At 55.5% G+C, this 24992-nt stretch carries 25 protein-coding genes; 13 read left to right on the plus strand and 12 right to left on the minus strand.

Annotated features, from left to right (window positions below; translation table 11 throughout):
- Positions 1-105: 105 nt before the first annotated feature.
- The 8 genes from proX to ACJY2L_RS07805 form a co-directional block, all read right to left on the minus strand.
- A complete protein-coding gene (gene proX / locus ACJY2L_RS07770; protein WP_439212638.1) occupies positions 106-1101 on the minus strand; it encodes a glycine betaine/L-proline ABC transporter substrate-binding protein ProX in 996 nt (331 codons plus the stop codon).
- Between the two features lie 54 nt (positions 1102-1155).
- On the minus strand, positions 1156-2244 hold the full coding sequence (gene proW / locus ACJY2L_RS07775; protein WP_439212637.1) for a glycine betaine/L-proline ABC transporter permease ProW: 1089 nt from the start codon (positions 2242-2244) through the stop codon (positions 1156-1158).
- On the minus strand, positions 2237-3436 hold the full coding sequence (gene proV, locus ACJY2L_RS07780) for a glycine betaine/L-proline ABC transporter ATP-binding protein ProV (RefSeq protein ID WP_067433064.1): 1200 nt from the start codon (positions 3434-3436) through the stop codon (positions 2237-2239). Before proV ends, proW begins: the two co-directional genes overlap by 8 nt.
- 395 nt (positions 3437-3831) lie before the next feature.
- Complete coding sequence (gene nrdF / locus ACJY2L_RS07785; protein WP_439212636.1) at positions 3832-4794, minus strand: class 1b ribonucleoside-diphosphate reductase subunit beta; 963 nt, start codon at positions 4792-4794, stop codon at positions 3832-3834.
- Between the two features lie 30 nt (positions 4795-4824).
- Positions 4825-6966 (minus strand): class 1b ribonucleoside-diphosphate reductase subunit alpha, encoded by a 2142-nt coding sequence (nrdE, locus tag ACJY2L_RS07790; RefSeq protein ID WP_439212635.1) that lies wholly within the window; start codon positions 6964-6966, stop codon positions 4825-4827.
- On the minus strand, positions 6942-7343 hold the full coding sequence (gene nrdI / locus ACJY2L_RS07795) for a class Ib ribonucleoside-diphosphate reductase assembly flavoprotein NrdI (RefSeq protein WP_439212634.1): 402 nt from the start codon (positions 7341-7343) through the stop codon (positions 6942-6944). Before nrdI ends, nrdE begins: the two co-directional genes overlap by 25 nt.
- 4 nt (positions 7344-7347) lie before the next feature.
- On the minus strand, positions 7348-7590 hold the full coding sequence (gene nrdH / locus ACJY2L_RS07800) for a glutaredoxin-like protein NrdH (protein WP_067433059.1): 243 nt from the start codon (positions 7588-7590) through the stop codon (positions 7348-7350).
- 255 nt (positions 7591-7845) lie between these two features.
- On the minus strand, positions 7846-8163 hold the full coding sequence (locus ACJY2L_RS07805) for a DUF883 family protein (protein ID WP_439212633.1): 318 nt from the start codon (positions 8161-8163) through the stop codon (positions 7846-7848).
- Positions 8164-8452: 289 nt separating this feature from the next.
- Here ACJY2L_RS07805 and ACJY2L_RS07810 point away from each other — a divergent pair, with 289 nt between their 5' ends.
- The 5 genes from ACJY2L_RS07810 (at position 8453) to ACJY2L_RS07830 (ending at position 14052) form a co-directional block, all read left to right on the plus strand.
- On the plus strand, positions 8453-10411 hold the full coding sequence (locus ACJY2L_RS07810) for a methyl-accepting chemotaxis protein (RefSeq protein WP_067433054.1): 1959 nt from the start codon (positions 8453-8455) through the stop codon (positions 10409-10411).
- Positions 10412-10710: 299 nt separating this feature from the next.
- Positions 10711-11046 carry a DUF2002 family protein gene (locus tag ACJY2L_RS07815; RefSeq protein WP_439212632.1) on the plus strand — a complete coding sequence of 112 codons (336 nt, stop codon included), beginning with the start codon at positions 10711-10713 and terminating at the stop codon, positions 11044-11046.
- A 138-nt stretch (positions 11047-11184) separates the two neighbouring features.
- A complete protein-coding gene (gene mmuP, locus ACJY2L_RS07820) occupies positions 11185-12600 on the plus strand; it encodes an S-methylmethionine permease (protein ID WP_439212631.1) in 1416 nt (471 codons plus the stop codon).
- Positions 12590-13525: a homocysteine S-methyltransferase gene (gene mmuM, locus ACJY2L_RS07825; protein WP_439212630.1), complete on the plus strand. Its 936-nt coding sequence runs from the start codon at positions 12590-12592 to the stop codon at positions 13523-13525. The genes mmuP and mmuM overlap by 11 nt, the downstream gene beginning before the upstream one ends.
- A 107-nt stretch (positions 13526-13632) precedes the next feature.
- Positions 13633-14052 carry a hypothetical protein gene (locus ACJY2L_RS07830; protein ID WP_067433043.1) on the plus strand — a complete coding sequence of 140 codons (420 nt, stop codon included), beginning with the start codon at positions 13633-13635 and terminating at the stop codon, positions 14050-14052.
- Between the two features lie 5 nt (positions 14053-14057).
- On the opposite strand, the gene speG is transcribed toward ACJY2L_RS07830, so the two are convergent.
- Both speG and ACJY2L_RS07840 read right to left on the minus strand, forming a co-directional pair.
- Positions 14058-14603, minus strand: coding sequence for a spermidine N1-acetyltransferase (speG, locus tag ACJY2L_RS07835; RefSeq protein WP_439212629.1), 546 nt, complete (start codon positions 14601-14603; stop codon positions 14058-14060).
- Positions 14604-14675: 72 nt separating this feature from the next.
- Positions 14676-15155: a DUF1348 family protein gene (locus tag ACJY2L_RS07840; protein ID WP_439212628.1), complete on the minus strand. Its 480-nt coding sequence runs from the start codon at positions 15153-15155 to the stop codon at positions 14676-14678.
- Between the two features lie 331 nt (positions 15156-15486).
- On the opposite strand from ACJY2L_RS07840, the gene ACJY2L_RS07845 reads away from it, so the two are divergent.
- Genes ACJY2L_RS07845 through ACJY2L_RS07875 form a run of 7 tightly spaced genes read left to right on the plus strand, consistent with a single transcriptional unit; the run spans position 15487 to position 21586 of the window.
- The gene (locus ACJY2L_RS07845) at positions 15487-15834 is read left to right on the plus strand and encodes a hypothetical protein (protein ID WP_439212627.1); all 348 of its coding nucleotides are present in this window, start codon (positions 15487-15489) and stop codon (positions 15832-15834) included.
- Positions 15835-15847: 13 nt separating this feature from the next.
- Positions 15848-18643, plus strand: coding sequence for an FtsK/SpoIIIE domain-containing protein (locus ACJY2L_RS07850; RefSeq protein WP_439212626.1), 2796 nt, complete (start codon positions 15848-15850; stop codon positions 18641-18643).
- A complete protein-coding gene (locus ACJY2L_RS07855; protein WP_439212625.1) occupies positions 18630-18905 on the plus strand; it encodes a hypothetical protein in 276 nt (91 codons plus the stop codon). Before ACJY2L_RS07850 ends, ACJY2L_RS07855 begins: the two co-directional genes overlap by 14 nt.
- Entirely contained in the window at positions 18905-19174 is a 270-nt protein-coding gene (locus ACJY2L_RS07860) for a hypothetical protein (RefSeq protein ID WP_439212624.1), read from the plus strand. Before ACJY2L_RS07855 ends, ACJY2L_RS07860 begins: the two co-directional genes overlap by 1 nt.
- Before the next feature lie 4 nt (positions 19175-19178).
- Positions 19179-20177, plus strand: a complete 999-nt coding sequence (locus ACJY2L_RS07865) for a hypothetical protein (protein WP_439212623.1) — start codon at positions 19179-19181, stop codon at positions 20175-20177.
- On the plus strand, positions 20177-20611 hold the full coding sequence (locus ACJY2L_RS07870; RefSeq protein ID WP_067433021.1) for a hypothetical protein: 435 nt from the start codon (positions 20177-20179) through the stop codon (positions 20609-20611). The genes ACJY2L_RS07865 and ACJY2L_RS07870 overlap by 1 nt, the downstream gene beginning before the upstream one ends.
- A 42-nt stretch (positions 20612-20653) precedes the next feature.
- Positions 20654-21586: a hypothetical protein gene (locus ACJY2L_RS07875; protein WP_439212622.1), complete on the plus strand. Its 933-nt coding sequence runs from the start codon at positions 20654-20656 to the stop codon at positions 21584-21586.
- A 93-nt stretch (positions 21587-21679) separates the two neighbouring features.
- Here the strand turns inward: ACJY2L_RS07875 and ACJY2L_RS07880 are convergent, their stop codons facing one another.
- Together ACJY2L_RS07880 and ACJY2L_RS07885 are read right to left on the minus strand one after the other, a co-directional pair.
- The gene (locus ACJY2L_RS07880; RefSeq protein ID WP_439212621.1) at positions 21680-22534 is read right to left on the minus strand and encodes a PA4780 family RIO1-like protein kinase; all 855 of its coding nucleotides are present in this window, start codon (positions 22532-22534) and stop codon (positions 21680-21682) included.
- Between the two features lie 393 nt (positions 22535-22927).
- Positions 22928-23359, minus strand: coding sequence for a carboxymuconolactone decarboxylase family protein (locus ACJY2L_RS07885; protein WP_439212678.1), 432 nt, complete (start codon positions 23357-23359; stop codon positions 22928-22930).
- 1053 nt (positions 23360-24412) lie between these two features.
- Here ACJY2L_RS07885 and ACJY2L_RS07890 point away from each other — a divergent pair.
- Positions 24413-24991: a hypothetical protein gene (locus ACJY2L_RS07890; RefSeq protein ID WP_439212620.1), complete on the plus strand. Its 579-nt coding sequence runs from the start codon at positions 24413-24415 to the stop codon at positions 24989-24991.
- Position 24992 lies beyond the last annotated feature (1 nt).

A 24992-nucleotide genomic window follows, 5' to 3' on the forward strand; every position in this document is an offset into this window, starting at 1 on the left:
AGATAATAATAACTCAAAAAACTATTTCGATGTTGGTTTAATTAACAGGCCAAACCAGATGGCGCAGGCGAAAGAAAAGGGCGACTTATGTCGCCCTGCTGCAAATTACTTGCTGGCGGCCTGGGCATCCGCGACCCACTTATCGAACTGCGCCTGATGCGCCTTGATCCAGCCATCAACATGGCGATTAACGTCCACCTCAGATGATTCGCCCTGATGCATGCGGGCATTCTGCGCGTTGATATCGGCAATCGGCAGTTTCATTTCGGCAAACAGTCGGGCCGCGGCCGGGTTTTTCTCCGCCCAGGCTTTATTAGCGACGATGTGCATACTGTTTACCGGGAAGCCATAATTGGCTCCGTTAGCTAATTTCGTCTCCACGCCTTTCTGCGCGCCCGGCAGTGACGAGAACGGCACCTGCAACCACACCACATCTTTGCTCGGCACCAGCACATCGCTGAGCCAGTAAGGCGTCCAGGTATAATAAAGAATCGGCTTGCCCTGTTTGTAGCGCGCCAGCGTATCAGCCACCATCGCTGAATAGTTGCCCATGTTTGCCTGCACGGTTTCACTCAGGCCAAAAGCGCTGTTCTGATGATTGATTACCGCTTCGCAACCCCAACCCGGCGTACAACCGGTCATGTCAGCTTTGCCGTCGCCATTGCTGTCAAATAGCTTAGCCAGCTTCGGATCTTTAAGCTGAGCGATATTGGTGATGTGGTATTTCTCCGCGGTTTTCTTGTCGATCAGATAACCCTGCGCGGCACCGGTGACGTAATTACCCTCGCGATAAAACTTTTTATCTCCACCCGCGGCGGCATACATATCATCATGCAGCGGCTGCCAGTTCACGGCGGTAAAAGTGGCATCGCCAGAGGCAATTGAGGTGTAAGCGACGTTGTAATCGACCTCGTCCGGTTTCTCAACCTGATAGCCCAGTTTCTCCAGCGCGCGGCTGACCAGCAGCGTCTGAAACGTCTCTTCAGCGATACTGCTCTGTAATGGTTTCACGTCAACGCCTTTGCCCGGCAGATCGGCGGCAAAGCTCTGGCTGGTGGCCAGCGTGGATAACATCGCCGCCAGTAAAAGATTCTTGCGCATAATCATTCCTTGTAGATGAGGGAAGAGCGAAACAGGCGGCGAACCGCCTTAACGTTATTTTTTTATGAAAGGACGTGTCAGCAGACCCAACGGGCCGTAGGCATACCAGTGGCGGCTGCCACGGCTGCGGCTATCGCGGCCAAAAGATTGCGTCAGGCGATCAAGAATAATGGCAAGGATCACGATGCCGACGCCGCCGATGCTGGCGAGGCCCATATCGAGCCGACCAATACCGCGCAGCACCATCTGGCCGAGCCCGCCCACGGCGATCATCGACGCGATGACCACCATCGACAGCGCCAGCATCAGCGTCTGGTTAACGCCGGCCATAATCGTCGGCATCGCCAGCGGCAACTGCACTTTGAACAGCAGCTGTCGCGGGCTGGCGCCAAAGGATTCGCTCGCTTCGATGAGATCGGCGGGCACCTGCTTAATGCCGAGAATGGTCAGGCGCACAATCGGCGGCAGGGCAAAGATGATGGTCACCACGACGCCCGGCACGTTACCGATGCCAAACAGCATGACGATGGGCACCAGATAAACAAATGCCGGCGTGGTTTGCATGGCATCAAGCAGCGGTCTGACAATGCGCGCCGCACCGTCGCTGCGCGCCAGCCAGATGCCGAGCGGCAGGCCAATCAGCATGCAGAACAGCAGGGCGGTGAGCACCAAAGCCAGCGTCACCATCGCCTGTGACCAGGCGCCGATCGCGCCGATCAGGATCAGCGATATCAGCGTTGCCACGCCCATCCCGGCGCTGGAGATTTGCCACGCAATCAGGGCGAAAATCAGGATCGCCACCGGTGCCGGCATGCCCATCAACAGGTGTTGAAAGCCGCTAAGGATATAATCCACCGGCACGCGAATGCCCTGAAACAGCGGACGAAAGTGCAGCACGACCCAGTCGATGCCGTGCGTCACCCAGCTGTCGAGCGGAATCAGCGTGTTATGAAAGGGATCGAGCAGGGAAAAATGGTTTTCCTGCGGCACGGGTGCGCTGTTGAGCCAGTCGCTGCCGCTGGCGGCAGCATCGTGACCGGAGGCGGCGCCATCAGGCGTGCCCCATGCGTCAGCCGCCGGTGCATCGGGCGCGGCGGCGGCTTGCGGTACGGTTTGCCACGGATTGGCGGTCTCTTTACTCATGGCTGGCTCCTTCACGATCTAATGCCTGTAACAGCGTGCCTTTGGATATTAAGCCGACATACTGCTGCTCATCACCGACCACCGGCACGGCGCAGGGCGCCTGCGCCACATGGGACAATAAATCGCTTAACGAGGTGTCGGCGGCAACTGCGGTGGGAGATGCGAGCAGGGCGCCATCCAGATTTTCCCCGGCGGCCAGCGCCGCCTTGAGCGAATCGATCGAGACCACGCCAAGAAACTTCTGCTTCTCCAGCACGTAGCCAAATTCACGATCTTCATCCTGCAACAGCTTGATCGCGGAGCGCGGGCCAAAGCCCGGCGATTTACGGATCAGCGCGCCAGCGCTGCGGCGTGCGATATCTTTGGCGCTGAAGACATGACTGATATCGACACCGCGGAAAAAGGTGCGCACATAGTCGTTCGCGGGATTGTTAAGGATTTCATCGGGCGTGCCGACCTGCACCACTTCGCCGCCCTGCATGATGGCGATGCGATCGCCGATGCGCATTGCCTCATCGAGATCGTGCGAGATGAAGACGATGGTGCGCTGGTGCCGGGCCTGCAGCTTAACCAGTTCATCCTGCATCTCGGTGCGGATCAGTGGATCGAGCGCGGAGAAGGCTTCGTCCATCAGCAGAATATCGGGATTGATCGCCAGCGCCCGTGCCAGGCCGACGCGCTGGCGCATGCCGCCAGACAGCTCATCGGGCCAGGCATGGGCATAATTTTCAAGGCCCACCTGACGCAGTGCATCCAGCGCTTTTTCACGCCGCTCCTGCACCGCCACGCCCGCCAGCTCCATGCCAAAGGCGGCATTATCGAGCACGGTCATATGCGGCATTAAGGCGAAAGATTGAAACACCATGCTGATCTTATTTCGCCGTACCTGACGCAATTCACTGTCCGATATTTTGGCGATATCAACACCATCAATAATCACCTGGCCACGCGTCGGTTCGATCAGACGATTGAGAAGGCGAACCATAGTGGATTTACCGGAGCCGGATAATCCCATGATCACAAATATCTCGCCTTCTTCAATGGCCAGACTGGCATTTTTCACGCCAAGCGACAGACCGGTTTTTTCCAGAAGCGCATCTTTGGAAATACCTTTTTCGATATATTTAAATGCGCGCTGCGGATGTTCACCAAAGACTTTATATAAATTCTTTACTTCGAGTTTAATTGCCATTCAAGGTTAACGTTCCTGGTGAAAGAGTTAATTTATAATCGGCTTCCCGCAATGTGCTGTTCTATTTTCGGCCTATACCCTATCACAACAAGACCCGCTGACAACCCTGATGCGGCGGCTTTCCATCGCGGGTGGTATGACAAAAAGACGCTGAGGGCAGGGATAGCCTGGCTCTGCGGGAAATAATTAAAAGTGAAAAAATCGTTATTTCGACTGTTTCGGGGGAAATAAATGGCGCTGTCGGAATGGCAGGAGGGGAAATAATTTGAAGACGGCAGGAAGTATAAGATAAATTAATAATACGATGAAAAGGTGTTTTCGTTAAAAATAGTCACGCAGGGAAATACTTAGTGGTCGTAAATAAGGGGGCACTCATGGCCCCATTATTTCAGTGATTAAAAGTCCCAGTCATCATCTTCGGTCTCAACGGCTTTACCGATAACATAGGATGAACCTGAGCCAGAAAAGAAGTCGTGATTTTCGTCAGCATTCGGCGACAGTGCCGATAATATTGCCGGATTAACCGCCGTTAATTCTGCCGGAAAGAGTGCCTCATAGCCCAGATTCATTAACGCCTTATTGGCATTGTAGTGCAGGAAGGTTTTGACCTCTTCCGCCCAGCCGGTACCGACGTAAAGGTCCTCGGTATAAGCCAGCTCATTTTCATACAGCTCCAGCAGCAGATCACAGGCGAACCGCTGTAATGCCTCACGGCGCTCCGGGGGTTCCTGGCGCAGCGCGCGCTGAAACTTGTAGCCAATATAGTAGCCGTGCACCGCTTCATCGCGGATGATCAGACGAATCAAATCGGCGGTGTTAGTGAGCTTGCCGCGGCTGGAAAAGTACATCGGCAGCCAGAAGCCGGAGTAAAACAGAAACGACTCCAGAAACACGCTGGCGATCTTCTTCTTCAGCGGATCGTTTTCCTGATAGTGCGCAAGGATAATCCGCGCTTTGTTTTGCAGCGCCACGTTCTCTTCGCTCCAGCGATAGGCGGCGTCAACGTCGCTGGTGTGGCACAGCGTTGAAAAAATCGAGCTGTAAGATCGCGCATGCACCGCTTCCATAAAGCTGATGTTGGAGAGCACGGCTTCTTCGTGCGGCGTTTGCGCATCGGGCATCAGGCCCGGCGCGCCGATCACATTCTGGATAGTATCGAGCAGCGTTAAGCCGGTAAACACCCGGATGGTAAGCTGCTGCTGTGTACGGTCGAGGCTGTTCCAGGCGCTGATGTCGTTGGATAACGGCACCTTTTCCGGCAGCCAGAAGTTGGTGGTCAGACGGTTCCAGACCTCGAGATCTTTCTCATCGTCGATCTGGTTCCAGTTGATCGCTTTAACAGGAGCTAATCGCGGCATAATCATCGTCTTTTCATAGAGTAGGGGGGCTTACAGCGCGCAGGAAACACAGCCTTCAACTTCGGTGCCCTGCAACGCCATCTGGCGCAGGCGGATGTAATAGAGCGTTTTGATGCCTTTTTTCCAGGCATAAATTTGCGCCTTATTGATATCGCGGGTGCTGACGCCATCACGGAAAAACAGCGTCAGCGACAGGCCCTGATCGACATGCTGCGTCGCTTCGGCATAGGTATCGATAATCGCCTGCGGGCCAATCTGATAGGCATCCTGATAGAGATGCAGATTGTCATTGGTCAGGAAGGGCGCGGGATAATAGGCGCGACCGGTTTTACCCTCTTTGCGGATCTCAATACGTGACACCACCGGATGAATGCTGGAAGTGGCGTGGTTGATATAGGAGATCGATCCGGTTGGCGGAATCGCCTGTAAATTCTGGTTATAGAGGCCGTCGCGCATCACCGCGTCACGCAGTTGCAGCCAGTCGTCGCGATCGGGAAGCGTGATACCGGCATTGGCAAACAGTGCGGCCACTTTTTCCGTGCGCGGCAGCCAGGCGTTGGCGAGATATTTGTCGAAGTATTCACCGCTGGCGTAGCGCGATTGCTCAAAACCGGCAAAGCGCTGCTGGCGCTCACGGGCGATAGCGTTGGAACTGCGCAGCGCGTGGAAAGTGACGCAGTAAAAGTAGAGATTGGTGAAATCCAGCGCCTCCTCTGAGCCATACATAATGCCTTCGCGTGCCAGATAGCCATGCAGATTCATCTGGCCGAGACCGATAGCATGTGACTGCGCATTGCCTGCCGCCACCGATGGCACCGAACCGATATGACTCATGTCCGATACGGCGGTCAGGCCGCGAATCGCCATCTCAATGGTGCGCGGGAAATCAGTGGAATCCATGGCATGCGCGATGTTCAGCGAGCCCAAATTACAGGAGATATCTTTGCCCACCTGACGATAGCTGAGATCGTCCTCATAGTGGCTTGGCGTGTTGACCTGCAGGATCTCCGAACAGAGGTTGCTCATATTGATGCGCCCCTGAATCGGATTGTCACGGTTCACGCTGTCCTCATACATGATGTAGGGATAGCCCGATTCAAACTGGATCTCTGCCAGCGTCTGGAAAAACTCACGCGCGTCAATAAAGGTTTTACGGATGCGATCGTCCGCCAGCATCTCATCATATTTTTCGGTCACGCTGATATCAGCAAACGGCAGACCGTAAATGCGCTCGACGTCGTAGGGTGAAAACAGCGCCATTGGCTGATGGGTTTTGGCCAGACGAAAAGTGACATCAGGGATCACCACGCCCAGCGAGAGCGTTTTGATGCGGATTTTTTCATCGGCGTTTTCCCGTCGGGTATCAAGGAAGCGCAGAATATCGGGATGGTGCGCCTGCAGCCAGACGGCACCGGCACCCTGACGCGCACCCAGCTGGTTGGCATAGGAGAAGGCGTCTTCCAGCATCTTCATCACCGGAATTACGCCAGAAGACTGGTTTTCGATGCGCTTGATCGGCGCGCCCGCTTCCCGCAGGTTGGAGAGCAGAAACGCCACGCCGCCGCCGCGTTTGGAGAGCTGCAACGCCGAATTAACCGCGCGGCCAATCGATTCCATGTTGTCTTCGATGCGCAACAGAAAACAGGAGACCAGTTCGCCGCGCTGCTGCTTACCGCAGTTGAGAAAGGTCGGCGTGGCGGGCTGAAAGCGTCCGCTGATCATCTCTTCCAGCAGCTGCTGCGCCAGCGCCTCATCGCCCTGCGCCAGGGTTAACGCCACCATGCAGACGCGATCGGGAAAGCTTTCCAGATAGCGTTTGCCATCGAAGCTCTTCAGCGTGTAGCTGGTGTAGAACTTCCACGCGCCGAGAAAAGTTTTAAAGCGAAAATCGCGTTGATACGCCTGTTTGAACAGCGCGGTGACAAAGCTAAAAGCGTACTGATTCAGCACCTGCGCTTCGTAATAACCTTCAGCCACCAGATATTGCAGCCGCTCAGCGATGCTGGCAAAGCGCTGCGTGTTGGGAATGACATGCTGCAGAAAGAACTGGCGGGTCGCCTGCTGATCCTGCGCAAACTGAATCTTGCCTTCGGCGTCGTAAAGATTAAGCATGGCGTTCAGCGCATGATAATCGAGCGTAGGTGAGGTTAGCGTGGTGTCTGTTGTTGCCAAAATTGGGTTACTCCTGCATGCACATTCTGAATATCGTCGGCGGTGCCCATTAGCTCAAACCGATAGAGATACGGCACCTGGCATTTCTGCGCAATGATCGTGCCCGCGAGGCAGAATCCTTCGCCAAAATTCCGGTTGCCTGCGGCAATCACACCGCGGATCCACTGGCGGTTAGCGGCATCATTGAGAAATTTTTTGACCTGTATCGGCACTGCGCCCTTCGAGCCGCCGCCACCGTAGCTCGGCACCACCAGAATAAAAGGCTCATCGACCCGTAACGTGCCGCGTAGCGGAATGCGTATTGCGGGCAACGCCAGGCGCAGCACAAAGCGGTGGGTGTTTTCCGACTGGCTGGAAAAATAGACCAGCGGGGGCATAGCGTCAGGCGCCTGCGGCGGCGAGCGAGCGCAGCGCCGCGATCTTATCGGGGCGAAAACCGCTCCAGTGGGTTTCACCGGCGATGACCACCGGCACCTGGCGATAGCCAAGGGCGCGCAGGTGCTCAATGGCCTCAACATTCTGATCCAGATTCACCAGCTGGTAGTCGAGGCCGCTGCGCGCCATGGCGTTTTTGGTGGCGTCACACTGTACGCAGGCATCTTTTGTGTAAATAATAATGCGCATGATTCGTATTCACCTTATTCTCAGGGGCAGCAGCGTATTGCTCAGCAGAAGTCTGCTGCCAGATAGTGACGAGTTGATAAGCTGAATACTAGATGTAGCGTTTAATTTTATCAACCATACTATATGTAGTGTATTGGTGGTGAATCAGGCGAACATATGCCGCAAGCCGCGCCGTCACTGGTTTGGTGCACGAGTGAAAAAAAGCAAAAAAAAATCCCCGCCGTAAGGGCAGGGATTTTGTCTGGAAAAAGAATTTTAGCGGCGTGAAGCCAGCAGTGCACCGATAACGATACCCACTGCGGCGCCAATACCTACGCCATGCCAGGGTTTGTCGTGCACATACTCATCAACCTGCAGTGATGCGTCACGAGCGGCGCGCGTCACGCGGTTGCCGCCGCCGTTCAGCCTGGCACGGGTCTCTTTCAACAGTGACTCAGCTTTGCTGCGCGCGCTGTCAATTTCTTCCTGGGTTTTGCTGCCGTAGGATTTCAGTAAATCATCCAGCGTGTCGGCCAGTAAGCTCACATCCTGATTGATATCAATGTCTTCGTTTTTCGTTGATTGATTAGCCATTATTTTCTCCTTTTAGCGTTTCACTTGTTATTTAGTGTAGACCATCAATCGAAACGGTGACGGCCCCGCCTGGAGAAAATAGCCGCTTATCCAGGCGAGTAACTGCGCAAACCCCTTGCCCACAGGCCGTGCCGCGTTTCCACAAATCAGTAACAAAAAAAGAACAGATTGCGCTATCGATCGTTATTTAGCCATCAAGCTGGCGCCGCGCAGGCCGATAATCTTTGTACAGGAAATCGATTGCGCAGGATGTGGGTGACTTTGACGACGACTTCCAGGGGAGGCCATTATGGCCAATGCAGTAAAAAAAACGATGAGCACCCGTATGCAGGTGTTACTGACCGGCGGCCTGACCATTGCGTTGGGATTTGCCGTGACGATTGGCGTACTGAGCTGGCAATCCAGCCATGAACAGAAATCGCTGGCCAGAAGCTATTTGCAGCAGATTGCTCAGAGCGAAGCGCTGCGCATCCAGCAGCAGCTGGCCTATGCACGAGACGTGGCGCGTAATCTCGGTCAAAGCCTGATCGCCTTACCCGCCGCGGGCATCACCGATCGCGGCGCGGCGGATAAGCTGTTGGAATATGCGCTGCGCGAAAATCCCGATTACCTCTCGATTTCTGTGATTTTTGAAGAGAACGTTTTTGATGGCCGTGACGCCGAGTTTGCACAGAAGCCGGGTCAGGCGCCCAACGGCCGCTACGCCTGGTTTGTTGATCATGATGGCGCGGGTAACTATAAGCTGCATCCGCTGCTCTCCTATCTGACGCCGGGGCAGGGCGATTATTATCTGCTGCCACAAAAAAGCCAGAAAGATACGCTGATTGAACCCTACAGCTACGACTATAACGGTGTGCCTACGCTGCTGACGTCGGTGGCCACGCCGGTGGTAAATCAGGGGAAACTCTGGGGCGTGGTGACTTCGGATATCTCGCTTGCCTCACTGCAGGATAAGGTGATGAAGATTCGGCCGTGGCAGGGCAGCGGCTATGCGATGCTGCTGTCAAACGGCAACAAAGTGGTGGCCTATCCTGATAAAGCGCTGGCGGGCAAAGCCTGGCAGGGTCCGGCCGACAATCACGGCGCGGCGATTCTGCAACGGTTTGATGCGCAGCTGGGCGAAGATGCGCTGGTCGCCTGGCAGCCGGTGATGATTGGTAACAGCGATCGGCCCTGGTATCTTGGCGTCGTGGCGCCGGTCAGTCAGGTGATGGCTGCCGCCGACCGCCAGCTGTACAACGCCCTGATTATGATGGTCATCAGTATTCTGCTGGTCAGTGCGCTGTTGGGCATCGTCTTCAGTCGTAAGGTGCTGAAGCCGATCGGCGGGGAACCGTTGCACGCAGCCACCATTGCGCTGGCGGTTGCCAAAGGTCACCTCGATAACCAGATTCCGGTCAAAGAGGGCGATCGCAGCAGCCTGTTCTTTGCCCTTCACACCATGCAGGCCCAGCTGCGCGACATTGTCGGCCAAATCAAAGCCGCGGGTCACGCGGTGCGGCAAGGCGCAGGCGACATCGCTTCAGGCAATATTGACCTCGCCGCACGTACCGAGCAGCAGGCCGCCGCGCTGGAGCAGACCGCCGCCAGCATGGAGCAGATCACCGCCACGGTGAAGCACAACGCCGCCAATGCGCATCAGGCCACCGCGCTGACCGAGAACGCCACGCAGATCGCCTGCCGCGGCGAAGCACTGGTGGGTCAGGTGGTACAGACCATGGCGCAGATCGACAGCAGCGCGAAGAAAATCGGCGACATCACCAGCCTGATCAATGGCATCGCCTTCCAGACCAACATTCTGGCGCTCAACGCCGCGGTGGAAGCCGCGCGCGCCGGCGAACAGGGGCGTGGGTTTGCGGTGGTGGCAACCGAAGTGCGCAATCTGGCACAGCGCAGCGCCAACGCGGTTAAAGAGATCGCGCTATTGATCGAAGAGTCCAGCCAGCGGGTGGAAAATGGTGTGCTGCTGGTTAACGACGCCGGTAAAACCATGCTGGAGATGACGCACGCCGTGAGTTCGGTGCAGAGCATTATCCGCGAAATTGCTAACGCCTCGGATGAACAGGCGCGCGGCATCAGCCAGGTGACCATTGCGGTCAATGAGATGGACAGCGTGACGCAGCAAAACGCCGTGCTGGTGCAGCAGATGACCGCTTCCGCCAGCGCCATGGAATCCCAGGCGGAACAGCTGGCGCAGACGGTTGAGCAGTTTCACCTCGACGCGCAGCCTTTGCGTCAGTCGGCATAACCTCACTGACGAAGCAGCGCATCCTGCTGCTTCGTCGCTTTTTCCCGCCCATTATTTCCTCCTGTCTGAATCCGCTTCGCCTTTACGCCACACAGAGTGCCAGAAAACGTATAGACTTTAGGGTGTCCGCCAACGTTGAGTACATCATCTGATGGCGATGCACTTTACGGTACGATCGGGCGACAACAGCGGCTACGCTTTGCCGGTCACGTATTCCGGCTTTGAGGATAATTCCGAAAGCGGTTTACCATCGCGCTGTTGTAAGGTTGCGAGGCTTTAGAAGACTGTGAGGATTAAGCATGTATTTACGACCTGATGAGGTGGCAAAAGTACTGGAGAAAGCCGGTTTTGAGGTGGATGCAGTAACGCAAAAGGCCTACGGCTATCGCCGTGGCGACAACTACGTGTACGTTAACCGTGAAGCGCGTATGGGACGCACGGCGCTGGTGATCCATCCCACGCTGAAAGAGAAAAGCCAGCATTTCGCTTATCCCGCTTCCGATATTAAGACCTGCGATCACTATACCCATTTTCCTATGTACCTGGTCGGCGACAACCGCGATCACTACGGTATTCCGCACGGATTTAGCTCCCGCGCCGCGCTTGAGCGCTATCTCGAAAAAGTATTCGACTGATTTTTCTGCGCATCGGGAAAGCGGCTTCTTTCCCGCTGCTCTGAAGTAACCCTGCTGTTTATCGCGTTGCATTCTGCCCCCGGCGGCTGTATAACGCATGTCCATACAGATGTTTAGACGTCCATATGGGTAAATAGCATGCAGCAAGACTCTTCTTCCGCTCCCGGCGAATTTAAACGCACCATGAAAGCGCGACATCTGGTGATGCTCTCGCTGGGCGGCGTCATTGGCACCGGCCTGTTTTTCAATACCGGCTACATCATTTCTACTACTGGCGCGGCGGGCACGCTGCTGGCGTACCTGATTGGCGCGCTGGTGGTCTGGCTGGTGATGCTGAGCCTCGGCGAACTTTCGGTGGCGATGCCGGAAACCGGCGCTTTTCACGTTTATGCCGCGCGCTATCTCAGTCCGGCTACCGGTTATACCGTAGCCTGGCTCTACTGGCTGACCTGGACCGTGGCGCTGGGTTCCAGCCTGACCGCCGCCGGTTTCTGTATGCAGTACTGGTTTCCGCAGTCGCCGGTGTGGGTCTGGTGCCTGATTTTCTGCCTGACCATTTTTCTGCTCAACGTTGTCTCTTCTCGCTTTTTTGCCGAAGGCGAGTTCTGGTTTTCGCTGGTAAAAGTGCTGACCATTCTGGCCTTTATTGTGCTCGGCGGCGCGGCGATGTTTGGCTTCATTCCGATGCAGGATGGCAGTCCCGCTCCGGGCCTGCATAATCTCACCGCGCACGGCTGGCTGCCGCACGGCACGCTGCCGATTCTGATGACCATGGTCGCGGTAAACTTCGCGTTTTCCGGCACCGAACTGATCGGCATCGCGGCGGGCGAAACGGAAGATCCGCAAAAGGTGCTGCCGCTGGCGATTCGCACCACCGTGATTCGACTGATCCTGTTTTTTGTCGGCACGGTATTTGTGCTGGCGGCGCTGATTCCGATGGATCAGGCTGGCATTGTGAAAAGCCCATTTGTGCTGGTATTTGAAAAGATTGGCCTGCCGTACGCCGCTGATATCATCAACTTCGTGATTCTTACCGCCATTCTCTCGGCGGCAAACTCCGGGCTGTACGCATCGGGCCGTATGCTCTGGTCACTGGGCAACAGCGGCACGCTGCCACGCCGGTTTGCCCGCCTGACGACGCGCGGCATTCCGCTGTTTGCCATCTGCATCAGCATGCTGGGCGGACTGCTGGCGCTGGCCAGCGCGGTGATTGCGCCCGATACGGTGTTTGTCGCGCTGTCTGCCATTTCCGGCTTTGCCGTGGTGGCGATCTGGCTGAGCATTTGTGCGTCGCACTACGCCTTTCGTCGTCACCATCTGCGCAGCGGCAAAAAACTGGAAAGCCTGGTGTTTCGTGCGCCCTGGTTCCCGCTTACGCCGATACTCGGCTTTGTGCTCTGCCTGCTGGCCTGCATCGGTCTGGCATTCGACCCGGCGCAGCGCATTGCGTTATGGTGTGGTCTGCCGTTCGTCGCCTGTTGCTACGCGGCGTACTATCTGACGGAACGCGTCAAAAAAAGTCATTCAGCAGAAGGAAAAAAAGATGCAGCCTGACAATCTGACCCAGCGCCTGGCGCAAAACAGCACGCTGATCCTTGATGGCGCATTGGCCACCGAACTGGAAGCGCGCGGGTGCAACCTTGCGGATCGCCTCTGGTCGGCAAAGGTGCTGATGGAGAACCCGGAATTAATTTATCAGGTGCATTACGATTACTTTTGCGCCGGTGCGCAGTGCGCTATCACCGCCAGCTATCAGGCGACGCCGCAGGGCTTTGCTGCTCGCGGGCTGGACGACGCGCAGTCGCTAACGCTGATTGGTCGTAGCGTTGAGCTGGCGCAGCGGGCACGCCGTGATTATCTGGCGGTCGCGCCACACGCCTCGCCGCTGCTGGTCGCCGGTTCGGTTGGGCCTTACGGTGCTTATCTGGCTGATGGTTCGGAGTATCGTGGCGATTATCAACTGCCGCAGGATGAGATGATGGCGTTTCACCGGCCGCGTGTGACGGCGCTGCTGGAAGCCGGAGTCGATCTGCTGGCCTGTGAAACGCTGCCGTCGTTTGCCGAAGCGCAGGCGCTGCTGGCCCTGCTGGCAGAATTCCCTGACGCGCGCGCCTGGTTCACCTTTACGCTGCGCAATGCGCAACAGATCAGCGACGGCACGCCGTTGAGCGAGGTCGCCGCCTTGCTGGCTAAACATCCGCAGGTGGTGGCGCTGGGCATTAACTGCATTGCGCTGGAGAGCGTGACGCCGGCGCTGCGTCATCTGCACTCACTGACCGATAAGCCGTTGGCGGTCTACCCCAATTCTGGTGAGCATTACGATGCCAGCAGCAAAACCTGGAGCGAGGCGCCATCGGGCTGCACGCTACATGACAAGCTGGCGGAGTGGCAGCAGGCGGGTGCGCGGCTGATCGGCGGCTGCTGCCGTACCACGCCCGCCGACATCGCGGCTATTGCGCACGCTTGTCAACCTCGATAACAGCCTGATTCCCTGCGATGATCGCGCGATTGAAACGCGGTTTAGCGGATGAAAAGCAAGGGCAGGCGGGCTAAACTGGTGATCTGCACTTTTACCGGAACGCCGTTATGAAATCGCTTTTTATCGCGCTGGTGGCGCTAACGCTGCTCAGTGGTTGTGCCACCATCGTGGGATCGGAAAGCCAGGCCGTGCGCATTGATTCGGTGCCGCAAGGCGCGCGTTTTACCGTGCAGGATGAAACTGGCCGCGCGGTGGCAGAAGGCTTCACGCCGCAAACTATCATGCTGGCGAAATCCACCGGCCGTTACTTTGGCAAAAAACAGTATCAGGTGATGCTGGAAGGCGTGGGATATGTGCCGGTCACCGTGCCGCTGCGTGAAAAAGCCAACCTGTGGTATTTGCTCGGCAATATTCCGCTTGGCGGCTTTATTGGCTGGTTGTTGGTGGATCCTTTCTATGGCGGCATGTACGACATCGAGCCGTTGCAGCCGCTGCCGTACATGAACCAGATTGGTGCGCGTAGCTAAGCCCGTTATTGCGCGGTGGGTTTCACCATCGCGCCGGGCATTTTGTGCTTCTTCAGGTACTGCTGCTGAAAAATGCACATGCGAATGGTGTTGCGGTATTCGCCGTTGATAAAAAACTCATGCTTCAACACGCCTTCGATCTCAAATCCCAGCTTGGTATAGATGTGGATCGCTTTTTCATTCTCCTGATCGACAATCAGGTAAAGCTTATACAGATTAAGCACTGAAAAACCGTACTCCAACGCCAGCTTCGCCGCCTTGCTGGCCAGCCCTTTGCCCTGATGCGCAGGATCGATGATGATCTGAAATTCCGCGCGGCGGTGAATGTGGTTGATTTCCACCAGCTCGACCAGCCCAACCTTAAAGCCATCATGCTCCACCACAAAACGGCGTTCGCTCTGATCGTGAATATGCTTGTTATAGAGGTCGGAGAGTTCAACGAACGCCTCGTAAGGCTCTTCAAACCAATAGCGCATCACGCTGGCGTTGTTATCGAGTTGATGGACAAAATGCAAATCTTCCCGCTCCAGCGGCCGTAAATTCACTGACATGTTTCGCTCCTTATTATCAGTCATCTGCGCATTATACCGCCATCGATCCCGATAACGCCAGGCGCGCCAACGTTACAGCCCCAGCTCGCTCAGCGTCGGATGATCGTCCGGGCGACGGCCCTGCGGCCAGTGGAACAGGCGATCCTGTTCGCGGATCGGCAGGTCGTTGATGCTGGCATAGCGATGCGTCATCAGACCCTCGTCGTTGAATTCCCAGTTCTCATTGCCGTAGGACCGAAACCAGTTCCCCGCATCGTCACGCCATTCATAGGCATAGCGCACCGCGATACGGTGGCTGTCAAACGCCCACAGCTCTTTGATGAGCCGGTAATCGAGCTCTTTATGCCATTTGCGCGTCAGGAAGGCTTCTGCTTCATCGCGGCTGGTGACAAACTCGGCGCGATTGCGCCAGCGGGTATCCAGGCTGTAGGCCAGCGCGACCTTGCCCGCATCGCGGGAGTTCCAGCCATCTTCGGCCAGGCGAACTTTTTCTGCCGCACTCTGGCGGTTAAACGGCGGCAGCGGCGGGCGTGGCGTAGCGTTATCGGTCATGGTGGCTCCTGATGAGATGAAAAGGATGGCTTGCTAACCCTGGGAGAACAACGGCATGCAGCCGCGACGTTGAGACATGTCTGGCAGGGCTGTGCGCGGGCGTTATTCTGTCATGCCCTCGCGATACAGTCGCATAAGTGATAATAATGTCTTGACGCTACTGACAGTAATTCGCAAAATTTAACAGTTCCTTACGTTTCAGACATACAGCCTGTTGCGGCTTTGTTCCTGCTGTTTCATCGGTATCTCTGCGTCGTAACGCCTCACCGGCGGGCACAATCGCGTTATCAGAAAGTGGATATTTTCTCTTTGCAGAACAGGGATATAAGCAATGCAACAAGCGCAACTGGTTAAAGAATTTAGTGAGGCCTGGCACGATGAGCTGGCGACACAAGCAGCGTATCAGCACGCGACACAGGCTACCGAGCGACTGACCAAAGAGTTCGATAAATTCCGGGCGGGTGCGCCAGCACAACCGGTTGAACAGCTCGATTTCACGGCAATTTCCCGCTCGATTGATACGCTGGATCAGCTGGGTAAACAGCTGCGTGTCGAACAGGATCGCTATCATCAGCTGGTCGATAACGTGGCAAAAGCTGAAAAAGCTGAGCGTCATAAGAAAACTAAAATGATCGTGCTCGCCGTGATCGCTCTGTGGATTTTATACGTCCTCTTCTGATTGGGAAAAACTGATGAACTCAACGCCCGCTTCCGCCACGCTTCGCGCGGAACTCACTAAAACCACGCAGACCGTTCATACCCTTGAAGAGACTATTCGTCAGCAGCTTGGCTATTTGCAGGGCGCGGTGCCGCTGTTGCCCGCTGAGTTGCAGCAGCGCTTTACTGCTGAAGAAGCGCGCGTTAACGCACTTTATGCTCTCATTCCGGCGCCGCTGCGCGCGCCATGGCAGAGTGATTTCTGGCAGAGCTTTGAGGCCGATGGCGATCCGACGCCGCTGGAATATTATCTGTTTGGTCAGTTGCCGATTCCCATGCCGGATCGGCGCACGGCATGTCGTCCCGTTTATCAGCCTTTATTGCGCGCCGAGGGCGCCATTATTCTGCTGACCGACGACAGCAGTCTGGATCGCTCGCGTGCGTTGCAGCGTGACATTGTGCTGCGTACCGCCACGCTGCTGCCCGGCAGCAGCACCTTTACGCTGTTCGATCCCAAAGGTTTGGGCGCCACTTTTCCGTTCGAAGCCAACCTGCCGCGCACGCGCAAAGCGGGCAGCAGCATCGGCGAGACGCTGACCACCATTACGCAGGATATTCAGCGCATTAATCAGCGCGTTGTTGGCGGCGCGGGGCGTTTTCTGGATCTCACTAAAGAGGCGCGTTCCGGTGAATCGTTTGAAATCATCGCGGTGGTGGATTTCCCTTCCGCTTACGAGCGTGAACCGCGTGCGCTGGAATTGCTGACGCGCATTGGCGTATCGGGCCCGCGAGCCGGGCGTCATTTGATCCTCGAATACAATACGTCGTCGCCGTTGCCGCGCGATTTCGACATGAAAGCGTTTGAGAACGCCGTGGTGATCGATTGCCGTGCCGAAAAGGGCCTGCAGATTGCGGATTTTGCCACGCATGAGGTGATTGAGCGGCTGCTGGATCAGGCTGAAACCCATCAGCGTCTGCAAAGCAGCAACAGCTTTAACGCGCTGGCGCCGCTTGAAAAAATGATGAGCGCCAGCTCAGCCGAGCGTATTGAAACGCCGGTTGGCGAGCGGCTGAATATTCTGTTTGGTAAACACCATTCATCGGGTGAAGTGGCGCACGGCGTGATTGCCGGGCAGGTCGGCTCGGGCAAATCGCATCTGCTGCACGTGATTATCTCCGGCCTCACCAGCCGTTATTCGCCTGAGGAGTTGAAGCTCTATCTGCTCGATGCCAAGCACGGCGTAGAGTTTAAAGTTTATAAAGATCTGCCGCACGCTGAAGTGGTGTCGTTGCGTACGCGTCCGGCGATTGCCCGTAAGATCCTCGCTGATTTCCATGCCGAGATGAAACGGCGCTATGAACTGTTCAAAGATGAGAACGTCAACAATTTGGCCGCCTGGCGCAGTAAAACCGGTAAGGTGTTGCCGCGCATGCTGCTGATTATTGATGAGTATCAGCTGATCTTTGAAGGCGATGCCGCCGCCGGTATGGATGAACTGGGACCGATTTTGCGCATGGGCCGAGCGGCGGGCACGCACCTGCTGCTTTGCGCGCAACGCTTTGATGTTGAAGGCATGCGCAGCAGCAACTTCAATGAGATACACCTGCGCGCCTCGCTGTCGCTGGCGCAGGATTATATCCAGACGATTTCCGCCTTTGGTACCGAAGGCAAGCGCCTGATTCGCGATTTGGCCGCCTCGGGCGAACTGGTGATCAACGCGCAGTCAGGCCGCGATGGTGATAACCACCGTGGTGCCGTGGCGCGGCTGGCGCGTCGCGATGATTATGCGGGCGCAAACGGCGATCAGCCGACGCTGGAGAGCGTGATTGAGAGCATTGTCAGCCACGTGGGTCCGCAGGCGTCAGGTCCGATCATGCTGGATGGCACGATGGCCAGTACGCTGGCCGATAACGCTTTTGTGATGCAGCACCGCGTTGCGCCACCGTCAGCCGAGGAGTTGCAGCGCATCGCCGCGCTGCCGCTGCGTGATGGCGGTTTTGAGGAGCGGATGTGGACGCCATCCGGCAAGCCGATCGGGCTCTGGCTGGGACGTAACTTCGACGTGCGTTCACATGCGCTGTGCACGCTGCGCCGCGGCCGCGGACAAAACATGCTGATGGTGGGTTCGCGCACCGAGCTGCGCGCGACCATGCTGGCAAATATGCTGGTGGGCTTGCCCGCTACCGTTGCGCCGCAGGAGCTGGATCTGACGGTGATCGATGCGCTGGATCCCTACCTGCCGGGCGGCGGTATCGTCAACACGGCGGCAGAATATCTGCGTGGCCTCGGCGCGCAGGTGACGCTGGCCGATGCCTCGCAGGCCGAAGCGGCGCTGACCGCGTTTGCTGACGCCGCGCACAGCCGCCAGGGGCTGTTAATTCTCTGTGAGCCCGATCGCATCGATGCGCTGGTTGACGGCTACGATCCTTATGGCGCACCGGAAAGCGGCCTGTGGGCCACCTGGCGCGATCTGGTTCGTCGCGGCAGCGATCGGTCGCGGCACGTGATCGTCTCAGCGGAATCGGTCACTGCGCTGCAAAGCTTTATGAATCCTTCGCGCGACGGTCGTGACTTTATTCATCGCGTTGTGCAGCAGCTTAGCGCCGATGATTCCATGACGCTGTTCTCATCATTAGCGGCCACGCAAATTGAAGAGATGACTGAGCACCCACTGGCGGCGATGTACGTTGACCTGGTGAAAGGGGAGCGCGCGCGCAACCTGTTCAGCAGCTATGCCTTCGATCACGACATCAGCCGTGAACAGACTCGCGAGCAGCTGCAAGTGCTGCTGGCCACCGCGTTTGGAGAAGCTACCGTTGTCACTGAATGAGAGCTACCCCTTGATGCGCCACTTCCAGCGTGAGCTGGAAGGGTTTCATCAGGCGCTGTCGATCCAGCAGCGCAGCCTGAAAGAGGGCTACGTGCTGCTGGATGCGCTGTGGCGCGATGCCGATCATCAGGCCATAGCGGTGATGCTGGAAACGGTGATGGCGGAGAACGATGCCTACCTGAAAACCGATGCGCCGGTATTTGAAGATCACATTGCCCGCAAGCTGCAGCAGCTGGCGCACTATCTGCGAGGTAACGGCTAATGTCATTGCCGCTTGCTGAACATTTACAGCGTTATCGTGACGATATTGCCCGCCAGCTACAGGAGGTTGAAAGCCGGCGCGCGAGCCTGACCGCTTCATGGTATCGGCTGCGTGAGAACTGGCAAGGCGAGGGCGCCGATGCTTTTCATCAGGCGTTTCATCGTGCCCTGGGGCGGTTTGACAGCCAGGCTGAGCGGCTACAGCGGATGTTGCCGCAGCTTGACGTCGCGCTGGAAAATCTGCGTGCTCACTTCAACTCAGAGGGCTAACTGAATGACACAAACCCCGCGTGAAGCCCAGTTCCTGATCGACCAGATTGAACAGGAATTAATGGACTGGAGCCGCAATTTCAATGTGGTGCATCAGGAAAACAACGCGCAGTTTCAACGCGCTGATAACGTGGTCGCCGATTTCAGAGAGGTGGTGGCGCTGGTCAGCAGCCAGATCGACGATGCCACCGATCATCTGAACCGGGTGCGCGAGAAAAGCCAGGCCATGTGCGAACTGGCTGCCGACACGCAGGATCAGGCTAACCGCGCCCATCAGCACGCGGCGAAGGTTTATCAACGTAGCCTGAATGCCGCCGCAGAGTGGCGCGATGCACTGCAACGTGCCGTGCAGCTGGTTAATCGTTGTCAGGCGGCGAAACTGCAGGCCGCCAGCGAGGTCTCTTCGGCGCAAACCCGCGCTCAGCAGGCCGCTAATGATTTGGCCCATGCGCAAAACGCCTATAACAGCTGTATGAACTCGTGGACCACCAATTCCAAAGGCGAGCGCCAGCGACCCAACTGCAGTTCTGATGCGTCGCGCGTCACCAATGCGCGGCATCATCTCGACTCTGCACGCCGTCATCTCAATCAGTGTGAATTTGAACTGCAGCAGGCGATCGATCAGCTCAACGCCGCGTTCATTAAACAGCAAAGTTGTGAAAATGGCGTCGCGAAAACCGAAGAGGCGTTGGTGTATGCGCAGCAGGCGCGCGATCGTGCCAGCCAGGCGAGCAACAGCGCCAGCGAAGCCAGACAGTGGGCCGACGAAGCGTGGCAGCAGGCTGAAAGCGGCGTTCGACTGGCGCAGGACATGCAGAGCCAGCATAACATCGCCAGCCAGCAGACTGCGCTGGCCGAGGAAGATGTCGCGGATGCGTTGCAGGATCACGCGGCGTTTGCCAGGGCACTGGAAGAGTATCAACGTCGCCAGTGGCAGGCGCGTGAAGAGTTGGGTGACGCTTTTGAAGCCCTGCGCCAGATCAACAGCAAAGAGGGCCTGTAATGGACGCACCCCTGCAAATACAGGCGATTTATAACCTGGTTGAAGAGCAGACGCTGCTGTTTGCTCATCAGATCAATCATTATCACGATGAAACCCAGGCGATGCTGCGCCGCTGGGACGACGCCCGATCGGTGGAGTTTCAAAAAACGCATCAGTCTGGCCTGAACGAGGTCTCTTATCAGGCCACCGATATTCTCAAACGGGCGCGGCTCCATCTGCACACCGTGCAGCAGGCGATCAGAATCGGTGATGAGCATTTGACGCAGGCGCGCATGCGCATGCATTCACTGGAGGAAGTCACCGGTGAATCACTGCTGCTTCAGCAGCGCGCCACCGATTTTGCTGAACGCGCCACGATGTCGATACACAATGCGCAATACAGCATCAGTGACGCTGAGCAGCTGCTTGGCTCACTGGGCACGCCGCCAATTTAATCGCTCAGGCTTCTTTTTTTATACGCCGTAAATGGAATTCACATGACCACACTTTCTCCGCTTGGTGAGCAAATTGCCTCGCCGCCCGTTACGCGCTCTTATACCGCGCTGTCGCTTAATCTGGCGCTGTTACTGGCGACCGGCTGTTATCTGCTTTTCTCTCTCTGCGTGCTGTGGGCTGCGAAGGAAATCTCTGCTTTCCGCGATACGCCCTTGCTTTTCTGGCTGGTGGTCAGCGTTGGCACCGCGCTGTTACTGGCGGTGCTGGTGCTTGAACCCCTGTTAAAACGCATTCGGGCGAACAGTCTCGCAGTGGTGCTGCTGATGCTTACGCTGGCGGCAGGCGGGGTCTGGGCGTCAAAAAGCTGGGTCCTGACTGCCGTTGCTGACGCGGTCACTGCAATGCCCACGGCGCAAAAAAACAGTGTGCTGGGGCTGAACAAGCAGCTGGTGGATAAAAAACTGCCGCAGCTGGCAACGCTGTTTGGCGTGCGACCTGACGCAGCCGAGCCAGGTGAGCTGATGGCGTTAAAAAGTTTGCAGCTGGCGAGTGGCGTGCTGACGCCGCTGAAAGCCAGGCCGTTAAAAACCGATCCGGAAATGAGAACGCTGATGATGATAGTGATCTACAGCGCCGGACTGACTATCGTGATAGGCGGCATATTGATCCTGCTCAACGCGCTGGCGCTGATTCTGCTGGCCGGGCGTATTGTTGCTGCGTTGCTGCCGCGTCAGGAACGCGCCACTCGCCTCATATCGCTGGGCGTGACGCTGATTGCGGGATTCATGCTGTATCACAGCATTGCCGGCAAAGAGAGCGTACTGACCTCCAGCCCGCACTATCAGGCATTTTCCAGCGCGCTGGCGCAGCAGCAGGGCGAGGAGATGGCTCAGCTGGTGACTTTTGCCGTGCATAACCAGGGCATTCTGCTTCCGCTGGCAGAACAGGCCGCGGAGAAGGTGAACTGGCGATAAACGCTGTGTGAGCAACGTGGTCGTCAGCAATAATAAAGCCCGCCCGGCTGATGCCGGGCGGGCTTTATTTATCGGGCAGGGCACAGCGGCGGATTACTGCTCGTCGCGCTCCCGGTTAGCCCGCTGACGTTCATAATATTCATCTTCCGCAGTGATGATTTCATCCATCAGCGAATCCATATCCACCGTATGTTCCTGCTCAGTAAACGTGCCGGTGAGCACGGTTTCCGGGGTCAACTTGCCATCTTCATACAGCAGCCAAATCTCTTTGGCATAGCGCGTCGACAGTAGTTGCGGCGCGAACTGACCGTAGTAGGCGGTGATATTATTCACATCGCGTTCAAACATCGACTGAGCGTGATTGTTGGCCGCGGCATCCACGGCCTGCGGCAGGTCGATAATGACCGGCCCCTGCGCATCGAGTAACACGTTGAACTCCGACAGATCGCCGTGCACCAGGCCGGCACACAGCATGCGCACGATGTTACGGATCATGGTGTCGAAGTCGGCAAGGGCGGTCTCTTCACTCAGGGTCACGTCGCTCAGACGAGGTGCAACGCCGCCTTCCGCATCGGTGACTAACTCCATTAGCAAAACGCCATCAATACACATGTAGGGCTGCGGTACGCGCACGCCCGCATCGGCCAGACGAAACAGGGCCTCCACTTCCGCCATCTGCCAGGACTCTTCCTGCTGCTTGCGGCCGAATTTAGAGCCTTTCTGCATGGCGCGACTGTTGCGCGAGTTACGCACCTTACGCCCTTCCTGATACTGCACGGCCTGCTTAAAGCTACGCTGAGTCGCTTCTTTATAGACTTTGGCGCACTGAATTTTGTCACCGCATAACACGGTGTAGACGTCTGCTTCTTTGCCGCTTTTCAGGCGTTGGATGACGTCGTCGATTAGGCCATCATCGACCAGCGGTTGGATTCTGTTTGGGATTTTCATGCGGCTTTATACCTCATTTCAGCCACTTTTCGTATCAATAACCAGATGGCGATACTGGAAAAAAATGGGCACATTCTCAGTTGAGAGAGTCATTCTAAAGGAAAAAGCGCGCTTTGGCTGGATTCCGGCGCTGTTCATTAACGATTTCCTGGTTATGCATGAATTTGCCAACCGCTGTCGACAGCCAGTTGCGCACTGGCATAAGCCGGTTGAAAGAGCGGCTATGGCAAACCGGAGTACAAAACCTGGCGCGACCACAGCGATCACGCCAGGCAGGAAGGTTGTAACGCGTGAGAGAGACTTGCGGGGGAGCGCTTCTCCGCCTGTTACCTGTACCGCGCAATAACGCGCGTTGCGGTGGTTCACTGACGGCGTTGCCTGCGTGTTCTGCGCTTACTGGCGCATGCCAATTGCCAGCCGGTTAAAGGCGCTCATTAAGGCCACGGCAAAGGTGAGATCGGCGATTTCACGATCGGTAAAATGCGGCCTGAGATTATCGTAATCACAATCTGGCGCATGGGTATCAGCGACGTGAACCAGGGATTCGCTCCACTGAAGGGCTGCGCGCTCGCGTTCACTGAAATGCGCACTGACATGCCAGCCTGCCAGCGCATCAAGTTTAGCCACACTTTCACCTCCGGCACGCAGGGACTGGCTATGCATCTCCAGACAGAATGAGCAGCCGTTAATCTGTGATATGCGCAGGTAAACAAGCTCAATCAGGTTCTTGCCTAGTGAGCTGGTTTCGAGCGCCTTTTTGGTGGCCAGCAGCCCTTTATAGGCATCCGGGGATAATGCGGCGTAAGCAAGGCGGAGAGGTGTCATCGTTATTTTCCTTATTGATGAAGAAAGCCGTTCAGGTTGGACTTCCTGCATAGTAAGGGTTGTTTTGCCTGCCACTTTCCCAGGAATGCTGTGGTGAATGGCTGCGCGGTGCGTTCGGGTATTACTGGCGATGCGTGACGCAGAAAGGGAAGGGGAGATATTTGGCTGACAGGATAAATAACGGGCTACAGCACTCACTATATTGATAAAAGCTGCGCTTATTGATGAGGGTTGATTGAGGTCTGGCAGCGTCGCGATTGATGCGGAAACTCGCACGATTACTCATGCTACCAGAGCATCTTAACCACTTCGCGCGGGGGCTGGCTGCTGTAGGCGATTGAACGTACGACACTCGGGCGGTGCGACGTTTGAGGCGTTCGTCCCTGGCATTGAAACCTGAGGGTGAATGAGCAGAAAGAACGGTAATGGCAGGAAACCAAAAAGCCCGCAGGGCTTACGCTTTGCGGGCTCTTAGTACTTCATCGGATGACTCTGGTAATCACCGATGGAGAATTTTGGGCTGGCGGAATCTGAATAGGTTTCGCAACCTAATGTAAAATAGGTACTTTGCCAAATTCAACTTTGTTCCGTGTACCTAAACGTGTACCAATTATTGGATCTCATAGCTCGAAATGGCAGGACAAGGATAACGAATGCCTGGTGCTAAATCCAAAATAAAATAATTCAAGAGAAAAGTGTTCACACTGTTCACTTTGTATTTTTATTAATTAAATTCAATGAATTAGATTGTGAGAGATTTGAGGTGGGATGTACACTAGTGTGCACCAAGGGTGATTACTTTAGCTAAAATAAGAAAGATGCGACTGATGTCAGTATGCATGATATGACATCATCAAGTGATACATGCAGGTAATTGCTAGCTCTGTGTCAGAAGCAGGCTTAAAATCACTTATTATGAAACTGATGATCAGCAACTGTAATTTGTATTGCCGTACACAACTTGTGCAAGCGCGTTAAGCACAGAGAAATTTTAGGCTATTTTGGAGTGTTATATTCTTACCTAAGTAATCTAGGATTAAAGAGGGAATTGTTATGGCATTACCGATTGAATACAGAAATGCAAGAGCGGAATATTTAGAGCAAGAAGCAAGTAAATATCAAGTGAGTGAGTTGTGGAATCTAACCAACGAGGATTTCATGATTTTGGGTAAATATATACAGATGTATTGCTTCATCGAGCTAAATATACATAGGCTGTTTAATTCAATTGTATCGGCGGAACTCTTTGAAATAAAATTAAAGGGTAGGGCGAGTATTGCATGCATTTTAGATAAGTTAATCGAACTAGTAGGTGATAACCTCGTTGAATCCTCAAAAGTTGATGAAACCATCGGTAAGCTAAAAGAAATTAAATTTCGCAGAGATTATAGGAATATATTTGCACATTGGGCTGCAAAAAGAATTCCTAATGAAGATGGAATGATTTTTTTTGCAAGTGACGATTCGGATTATAAAAAAATTTTTGGGGAAAAAATTGAAGCTGATATGGCTGCTTATGCTATTTTCGATGTGGCAGACATTCGTGGGTTAGTTACACATCTCAGCAGTTATGAAGAATGGATTGCTCATTTTTCTGCTGAGGTTCACGAAAAATATAAAAAGCATAGTTAGC

Source organism: Duffyella sp. Ts4, from assembly GCF_051851875.1.
Classification (GTDB): domain Bacteria; phylum Pseudomonadota; class Gammaproteobacteria; order Enterobacterales; family Enterobacteriaceae; genus Duffyella; species Duffyella gerundensis.

Bases quoted from the DNA above. Each gene is read 5' to 3' on its own strand.
- proX (WP_439212638.1), bottom strand. From the start codon at position 1,101: ATGCGCAAGAATCTTTTACTGGCGGCGATGTTATCCACGCTGGCCACC.
- proW (WP_439212637.1), bottom strand. From the start codon at position 2,244: ATGAGTAAAGAGACCGCCAATCCGTGGCAAACCGTACCGCAAGCCGCC.
- proV (WP_067433064.1), bottom strand. From the start codon at position 3,436: ATGGCAATTAAACTCGAAGTAAAGAATTTATATAAAGTCTTTGGTGAA.
- nrdF (WP_439212636.1), bottom strand. From the start codon at position 4,794: ATGCCGCGATTAGCTCCTGTTAAAGCGATCAACTGGAACCAGATCGAC.
- nrdI (WP_439212634.1), bottom strand. From the start codon at position 7,343: ATGCCCCCGCTGGTCTATTTTTCCAGCCAGTCGGAAAACACCCACCGC.
- nrdH (WP_067433059.1), bottom strand. From the start codon at position 7,590: ATGCGCATTATTATTTACACAAAAGATGCCTGCGTACAGTGTGACGCC.
- ACJY2L_RS07805 (WP_439212633.1), bottom strand. From the start codon at position 8,163: ATGGCTAATCAATCAACGAAAAACGAAGACATTGATATCAATCAGGAT.
- ACJY2L_RS07810 (WP_067433054.1), top strand. From the start codon at position 8,453: ATGGCCAATGCAGTAAAAAAAACGATGAGCACCCGTATGCAGGTGTTA.
- ACJY2L_RS07815 (WP_439212632.1), top strand. From the start codon at position 10,711: ATGTATTTACGACCTGATGAGGTGGCAAAAGTACTGGAGAAAGCCGGT.
- mmuP (WP_439212631.1), top strand. From the start codon at position 11,185: ATGCAGCAAGACTCTTCTTCCGCTCCCGGCGAATTTAAACGCACCATG.
- mmuM (WP_439212630.1), top strand. From the start codon at position 12,590: ATGCAGCCTGACAATCTGACCCAGCGCCTGGCGCAAAACAGCACGCTG.
- ACJY2L_RS07830 (WP_067433043.1), top strand. From the start codon at position 13,633: ATGAAATCGCTTTTTATCGCGCTGGTGGCGCTAACGCTGCTCAGTGGT.
- speG (WP_439212629.1), bottom strand. From the start codon at position 14,603: ATGTCAGTGAATTTACGGCCGCTGGAGCGGGAAGATTTGCATTTTGTC.
- ACJY2L_RS07840 (WP_439212628.1), bottom strand. From the start codon at position 15,155: ATGACCGATAACGCTACGCCACGCCCGCCGCTGCCGCCGTTTAACCGC.
- ACJY2L_RS07845 (WP_439212627.1), top strand. From the start codon at position 15,487: ATGCAACAAGCGCAACTGGTTAAAGAATTTAGTGAGGCCTGGCACGAT.
- ACJY2L_RS07850 (WP_439212626.1), top strand. From the start codon at position 15,848: ATGAACTCAACGCCCGCTTCCGCCACGCTTCGCGCGGAACTCACTAAA.
- ACJY2L_RS07860 (WP_439212624.1), top strand. From the start codon at position 18,905: ATGTCATTGCCGCTTGCTGAACATTTACAGCGTTATCGTGACGATATT.
- ACJY2L_RS07865 (WP_439212623.1), top strand. From the start codon at position 19,179: ATGACACAAACCCCGCGTGAAGCCCAGTTCCTGATCGACCAGATTGAA.
- ACJY2L_RS07870 (WP_067433021.1), top strand. From the start codon at position 20,177: ATGGACGCACCCCTGCAAATACAGGCGATTTATAACCTGGTTGAAGAG.
- ACJY2L_RS07875 (WP_439212622.1), top strand. From the start codon at position 20,654: ATGACCACACTTTCTCCGCTTGGTGAGCAAATTGCCTCGCCGCCCGTT.
- ACJY2L_RS07880 (WP_439212621.1), bottom strand. From the start codon at position 22,534: ATGAAAATCCCAAACAGAATCCAACCGCTGGTCGATGATGGCCTAATC.
- ACJY2L_RS07885 (WP_439212678.1), bottom strand. From the start codon at position 23,359: ATGACACCTCTCCGCCTTGCTTACGCCGCATTATCCCCGGATGCCTAT.
- ACJY2L_RS07890 (WP_439212620.1), top strand. From the start codon at position 24,413: ATGGCATTACCGATTGAATACAGAAATGCAAGAGCGGAATATTTAGAG.